At 58.5% G+C, this 6,607-nt stretch carries 7 protein-coding genes; all 7 read left to right on the top strand.

The features are described 5' to 3' along the window. Positions 1-272 (top strand): UTRA domain-containing protein (locus VAE48_RS14415; protein ID WP_322794027.1); only part of this gene is annotated, 272 nt, incomplete at its 5' end. A gap of 48 nt (positions 273-320) precedes the next feature. Further along, positions 321-1,400 carry a BMP family ABC transporter substrate-binding protein gene (locus VAE48_RS14410; RefSeq protein WP_322794026.1) on the top strand — a complete coding sequence of 360 codons (1,080 nt, stop codon included), beginning with the start codon at positions 321-323 and terminating at the stop codon, positions 1,398-1,400. Between the two features lie 81 nt (positions 1,401-1,481). Beyond that, positions 1,482-2,990 (top strand): ABC transporter ATP-binding protein, encoded by a 1,509-nt coding sequence (locus VAE48_RS14405; RefSeq protein WP_322794025.1) that lies wholly within the window; start codon positions 1,482-1,484, stop codon positions 2,988-2,990. Continuing rightward, positions 2,980-4,080 (top strand): ABC transporter permease, encoded by a 1,101-nt coding sequence (locus VAE48_RS14400; protein WP_322794024.1) that lies wholly within the window; start codon positions 2,980-2,982, stop codon positions 4,078-4,080. Before VAE48_RS14405 ends, VAE48_RS14400 begins: the two co-directional genes overlap by 11 nt. Beyond that, on the top strand, positions 4,070-4,984 hold the full coding sequence (locus VAE48_RS14395; RefSeq protein ID WP_322794023.1) for an ABC transporter permease: 915 nt from the start codon (positions 4,070-4,072) through the stop codon (positions 4,982-4,984). Before VAE48_RS14400 ends, VAE48_RS14395 begins: the two co-directional genes overlap by 11 nt. Next, positions 4,981-5,943, top strand: coding sequence for a carbohydrate kinase family protein (locus tag VAE48_RS14390; protein WP_322794022.1), 963 nt, complete (start codon positions 4,981-4,983; stop codon positions 5,941-5,943). The genes VAE48_RS14395 and VAE48_RS14390 overlap by 4 nt, the downstream gene beginning before the upstream one ends. Continuing rightward, positions 5,940-6,488, top strand: a complete 549-nt coding sequence (locus VAE48_RS14385) for an isochorismatase family cysteine hydrolase (protein ID WP_322794021.1) — start codon at positions 5,940-5,942, stop codon at positions 6,486-6,488. Before VAE48_RS14390 ends, VAE48_RS14385 begins: the two co-directional genes overlap by 4 nt. Positions 6,489-6,607 lie beyond the last annotated feature (119 nt).

Raw genomic sequence — 6,607 nt, 5'->3', positions numbered from 1 at the left:
CCCGTTTGGAGTTCAGCCGGTCTGAGCTCGAAGCGGTGGGCTCGCTGTATCAACTCATGGCACAAAAGGAGGTGTTTCTATCCGAAGGAGATGATTTGATTGAAGCCGTTGAAGCCGATGCGGAATTGAGCAGGTTGCTCAATGTCCATTCAGGCGCCGCCCTATTACGGGTGACCCGCACCGCCCGGGATCAGGCCGGCCGGCCTATCGAGTATGTCGAAGCCACCTACCGCGCCGATCTCTACCGCTATGCGGTTCACATGCGCCGCTGATTTTCCGAATTATCCAAAATTTCACCTTACCAAGAGGAGAGCAAGACAATGATCAAACGTGTTGCCCTGTTTTTGCTACTGGCGCTTTCGTTGATTCTGGCCTCATGCGCCCCGCAGCCAACCGCCGAACCAACCCAGCCGCCTGCTTCCGACCAGCCGGCACAGCCGACTCAGGCCGAAGCCCCCGCCAAAACCTATAAAGTTGCTCTGATTACCGCCCAGGGTGGTTTGGGGGATCGTTCCTACAACGACTCCGGTTATGAGGGTTTGAAACGCGCCGAGAAGGAATTGGGTGTTGAGGTCAAGGTCATCGAATCGGCCGACCCGGTTGGCGAAGGCGAGCAACTCCTGCGCAGTGCCGCCGAAAGCGGCTTCGATCTGGTCATCACCCTGGAATACAGCCACTTCGATCCGCTGGCGCGGGTTGCCCCTGATTATCCCAATACCCTTTTCTCCATCCTCAACATTGCCGTGGAAGGGGATAATGTCGTGTCGGTTATCTTTAAGGAACACGAGGCTTCCTTCCTCGCCGGTGCGCTGGCTGCCATGGTGACGACCATGGAAGGCAACGAACTGGTCAACCCCGAAGCCGTCATCGGCGCCATCGGCGGTACCCAGTCGCCGGGTATTGACAAATTCATCGTCGGCTACACCGAGGGAGCCCAGTACATCAATCCGGATGTCAAGGTGCTTTCGGCTTACTCCAATTCCTTCGGTGACCCGGCCAAAGGCCGTGAACTGGCGCTGGCGATGTATGACCAGGGCGCCGATGTCGTCTTCCAGATCGCCGGCGGCACCGGGGAGGGCGTATTCCAGGCTGCTGAAGAAGCCAAGCATTATGCCATCGGTGTCGACTCCGATCAGGATTACATCAAGCCCGGTTTCATCCTGACCAGCATGATCAAGCGGGTGGACAACGCCGTTTATGACCTGTGTTCGCGGTTGGTCAGTGGCACGTTGAAGGGCGGAAGCATTGTGGAGTATGGTCTGAAAGAAGAGGGCGTCGGCCTCAGCCCGATGACCTACACCAAAGACAAACTGCCGGCCGAATTCATGACCAAAGTTGAAGAATTGAAAGCCAAAATCATCAGCGGCGAAATCAAAGTAACTGACATCACCAAGCAATAAACCCTTTTCGCCGCGTTTGGGGCGGGCTGCGCCTTCCCCCTCAGCCCGCCCGCTCCCTTTAGTCAGCGGAGGTTACCGGTTGTGACTTACCTGTTCATGCAGTCCATTACCAAGCGATTTCCCGGCGTTACCGCCAACGATGGGGTTGATTTATCGGTTGAACGGGGCAGCATTCACGCCCTGCTGGGTGAAAACGGTGCCGGAAAAAGCACCCTGATGCGGATTCTCTACGGCATGTACACGCCGGATCACGGCAGAATATTCCTCGAAGGGCGGGAAATCCGCATACCCAACCCCCGCGCTGCCATCCAACTGGGAATTGGTATGGTGCATCAGGAGTTCCAGCTGGTGCCTTCGCTGACGGTTGCGGAGAACATCGCGCTGGGATACGAGCCGCGCTGCAATGGTCTGGTGGATCGAAAAACCCAGCGCCGTCAAATTGAAGCCATTTTGGAGCGTTTTGGGTTCAGCCTGCCGCTGGATAAACCGATTGCCGATTTACCGGTCGGCATTCAGCAGCAGGTTGAGATCATTAAACTGCTTTACCGCAAAGCCGAACTGCTCATTCTGGATGAACCCACCTCTGTATTGACCCCGCAGGAAGTGGAAGGTCTTTTTGCAGTGTTGCAAACCCTGCGCGAGGAAGGCAAGACGATCATCTACATCACCCACAAACTGCGCGAGGTCAAGACCATTTGTGAAACAGCCACCATCCTGCGGCGCGGCAGGGTGGTCGGCCGGCTGGAAGTGGCGGCAGCAAGCGAGAAAGAACTGGCCAACTTAATGGTCGGCGAGCAGGTCATTGATCAGGTTTTTCCGCGCAGCCGCCAGATTGGGCAGGAGCGGCTGGTGCTGAAGCAGGTTTCGGCGCTGGATGATCGCGGGGTGCCAGCCCTGAGAGAGGTCAGCCTGACGCTGCGCGCCGGCGAAATTGTGGGAATTGCCGGTGTGCAGGGCAGCGGTCAGAGCGAGCTGGTTGAGGTGATCAGCGGCTTGCGTCCGGCGCGCGGAGAGATATGGCTGAACGGGCGGGAAGTCAGCCGATTCTCGCCGCGCCAGCGCCGCCAGCTGGGGCTGGCGGTCATCCCCGAAAAACGCAAAGAGCAGGGGTTGAATCTGGCCACCCATATTCAGGAAAATGTTATTTCCACCCGTTATAACAAACCGCCTTTCTCCGGCTGGTTGACCCTGTTCACGCGCCCAGCCGAGCAGTTCGCCGGTAGAATTCTGAATGAATACAATGTTGCCGCGCCGGGGGTGAGGAGTATGGTCAAAAACCTGTCCGGCGGCAACCAGCAAAAGGTGATTACCGGCCGGGAGATGATTGACCACCCGGAGGTGCTGGTGGCGGCCTACCCCACCCGCGGGCTGGATGTCGGCGCGGCGCAGTTCGTGCGCGAGGCGATGATCGGGCGGCGCGATCAGGGCGGCGCGGTTTTATTGATTTCCGCCGATCTCGACGAATTATTTGCGGTTTCGGATCGCATTCTGATCCTCTACGAAGGCCGGATTGTCGGGGAAAAGAAACCGGACGAAACCACTTTTGAAGAAGTTGGACTTTACATGACAGGACATCTCCATGCAGGCTGAATCATCGCAACCGGAACCAACTCCCTCCCAGACGTCTCCACTCGAACAGACCACCCCCCGTCTTTCGCCGGTGGCGGCTTCTCTGCTGCGCACCCTGTTCACCCTGCTGATTGCCCTGCTGATGGGCGCGCTGGTCATGTGGGTTTCGGGTAAGGACCCGCTGCAGGCCTACCGCGCTTTGCTGCAGACCTCTCTGGGAAGCCGCACGGCGGTTGCCAATTCCCTGCTGGCAGCCACTCCCATTCTTTTCACCGCCATGGCGGCGGCCGTAGCCTTTCGGGCGGGTATATTTAATGTAGGAGCCGAAGGGTCGCTTTATCTGGGGGGCTTTGCGGCGGCGTGGGTGGGGTTCACCTTCACCGATTTGCCGGCCTGGCTGATCATCCCGCTTGCGTTTCTGGCTGCCGGGCTGGTGGGCGGGTTGTGGTGTTATTTTCCGGCGGTTTTACGCTCGCGCTTGCAGGTAGATGAACTGGTGACCACCATTCTGCTCAATTATGTTGCCATTCTGTTCACCGAATATCTGGTCAACGGGCCGTTTCTGGTGCCGGGTGTGGCCAATGCCATGTCGCCGCAAATTGCCCCGGCAGCGCGCCTGCCGCGCCTGATGCCGCCTTCGCAGTTGAATGCCAGCTTTCTGCTGGCGCTGGCCGCCGCGCTGGTGATGATCTACCTGATGACCCGCAGCAAACTCGGCTATGAAATTCGTATGGTGGGGGATAATCCCCAGTTTGCGCGCTGGTCGGGGATTAATGTGGCCGGTGTGATTGAACGCGTGATGGTGATTGGCGGGATTTTGGGCGGGCTGGCCGGGGCCGGTCAGGTTTTGGGTGTCCATTATCGTTTTATTGCCGGCTTTTCTTCCGGCCTGGCGTTTACCGGAATGACGGTTGCCCTGCTGGTGCGCAATTCGCCGGTAGGCGCCTTGCTGGCCGCCCTGTTGTTCGGCATGCTGCGCAGCGGCAGCGCCACCATGGAAATCATGACCGATGTCCCCCGTGATTTAATCCGTGTGCTGGAAGCCACCATTATCTTCTTCGCCGCCATTGAATTTGGCAGTCTGCTCTGGAGGCGCCGCCGTGAACGCTGATACCCTGACCAACATTTTGTTCGCATCCCTGCGGGTCATGACTCCCCTGCTGCTGGCTGCGCTGGCCGGGCTGATCAGCCAGCGGGTGAATTTGCTCAACATTGCCCTTGAGGGGCTGATGTTATTCGGCGCCTTTTTCGCGGTCGTGTTCGGTGCTCAGTTCGGCAGTCCGTGGATGGGGTTGTTGTTTGCGGTCATTCTGACCACGCTGATCACCTTGATTTACGCTGTGGCGGTGGTCGAATTGCGCGCCAACCTGATTGTCGCCGGACTGGCGATCAACACCCTGGCGGTCGGGCTGACTTCCTACCTGCTGGTGGTGCTGTTCAATGCCCGCGGGGCTTACTCGCCCGCCGGGCTGGCAAGTTTACCAAAGTTGACCATTCCACTGCTGGCGGATATTCCCTTGCTGGGTAAGATTTTTTCCGGTCACGGCGTGCTGGTCTATCTCTCGTGGGTTCTGGCCGGTCTGACTTCTGTGTTTTTGTATCGCATGCCGGTCGGCATTCACCTGCGGGCGGTAGGTGAGCGCCCCGAAGCCGCCGAAACCGCCGGCATCAACCTGAAAGGCATCCAGTATCTTGCCTTGCTGCTCGGCGGCGTGTTATGCGCGCTGGCCGGCACCCAGCTGGCAATCGGCGACCTGACCATCTTCAACGACAGTATGATCAACGGGCGCGGCTTTATTGCACTGGCGGCGGTCTTTTTTGGCGCCGGCAAACCGGGACTGACGACCCTCGGCTGTTTTGTCTTTGGCCTGTTCGAAATTTTGCAGTTCCGCCTGCAAACCTCCACCAGCATCCCACCGCAGCTGCCGCAAATGCTGCCCTACCTGATCGTGGTGCTGACATTGACCGGCATCTCGCTCCAGAAAGCCATCCGCAAAAAGAGGATTTCGGCATGACTCTTCCTCAGGTGCTGATCAGCGGCTACCCCAGTTTTGACCGCATTCTGCGGGTTGACCGCGCTCCGCAGGTGGGTGAAACCGGCATCATCCTTGATCCACCGGGCATCCCGCTGCCTACTCCCGGCGGCTGTGCCGGCAACATTGCCGTCTGTCTGGCCCGGCTGGGTGTGCCGGCCGCTCCCTCCCTGATTCTGGGTGACGATGAAGCCGGGCTGCGCATGGCGGCTTTGCTGCAGGCTGAAAAGGTCTTGCCGGACTGCCTCACATTCAAACCCGGCGGCAAAACCGCGGCAACCTTCCTGTTCATCAACCCGCAGGGCAGCCACCAGACCTTTTACTTTCCCGGCTGCGCCGATGAGGATACCGAAATCCGTCTGCCGCCCGATCTGGTTCAAACCGTCCAATTTGCCGTCATTACCGTCGCCAGCCGGCAGCATACCGAACGCTTCCTGCGCGGGTTGGAGAACAGCCCGGCCAGGCTGGTCTGGTCGCTGCGCAACGACCCGCACGCCTTCCCGCCCGCACTGGTGGAACAACTGCTGCAACGCTGCCGCATTCTGGTGATGAACCGCTTTGAACAGCAAGCCCTGATGGGATGGATTGCGGCCGACCGCATGCAGGTACTGTTCGAGCGGGGGGTCGAAGCCCTGATCGTTACCCTTGGCGAAGAGGGCAGTCTGATTTATGAGCCCGGCGGGGTCACCAAAATTCCAGCGGTAGCACCCCAAACCCTGATAGACCCAACCGGTGCCGGCGATGCTTACCTGGGCGGCTTGCTGAGTGGATTGTGCCGCGGCTATCCGCTCGAAATTTCGGCTAGAATTGGAGCGGTGACGGCCTCCTTTGTGCTGGAAGCCTGGGGCTGCCAGACCAGCCTGCCAAAGTGGGAGCAAATGGTCAACCGTTATTACCAGACTTTCCGCGAGTACCTGCCGGAGAAGGATGTTTTCTTATGAAGCGTGCTCTCATTCTGATTGATGTGATTAACGACTTTATGCACCCGCAGGGGGTCAATTATTACCCGGTTTACGATGAGGTGCTTTCTGCCGTTCGGCAGGTGCTGAGCGTTGCCCGCCGGGCCGGCTGGATGATTGTGCATGTGCGCGAAACGCATCCGCTTCATCATGGAGAGGATTTTGAATTTGAAAAATTGCCGCAGCATTGCCTGGAAGGATCGCAGGCGGTTGAATGGGCCGAAGGGATCGAGGTGTTGCCGGGCGAGTATGTGGTGCAAAAACGCCGCTACAGCGCGTTCTTTGAAACGGATTTGAATTTGCTGCTGCGTGAAAAAGGGATTGAACAGGTTGTGGTGGTGGGAGTCAAGACGCACGTCTGCGTTCGCGCCACCGTGCAGGATGCCTTTGGGTGGGGTTTTCGGCCGGTGGTGGTGCGTGAGGCGGTGGGTTCCAATCACACCCACCTGCATCTGGCCAGTCTGGAGGACATTCAACGCTACATGGGAGAAGTCATCTCCCTCGAGGAATTTGAACATTGGGCATGATCCCCGAAAGGAGACGAACATCGTGAAATCTAAAACCAGTTGGTATCTTAAACTTTCAGCCGATGACTGCGCCCCGCGCGTGATTCTGGTGGGCGACCCGGCCCGTCAGGCGCTGTTTG

Origin of the sequence: Bellilinea sp., from assembly GCF_034432615.1 — a bacterium.
In the GTDB taxonomy this organism is placed as follows: domain Bacteria; phylum Chloroflexota; class Anaerolineae; order Anaerolineales; family Anaerolineaceae; genus Bellilinea.
This window is presented reverse-complemented; position numbering and strand designations above follow the sequence as displayed.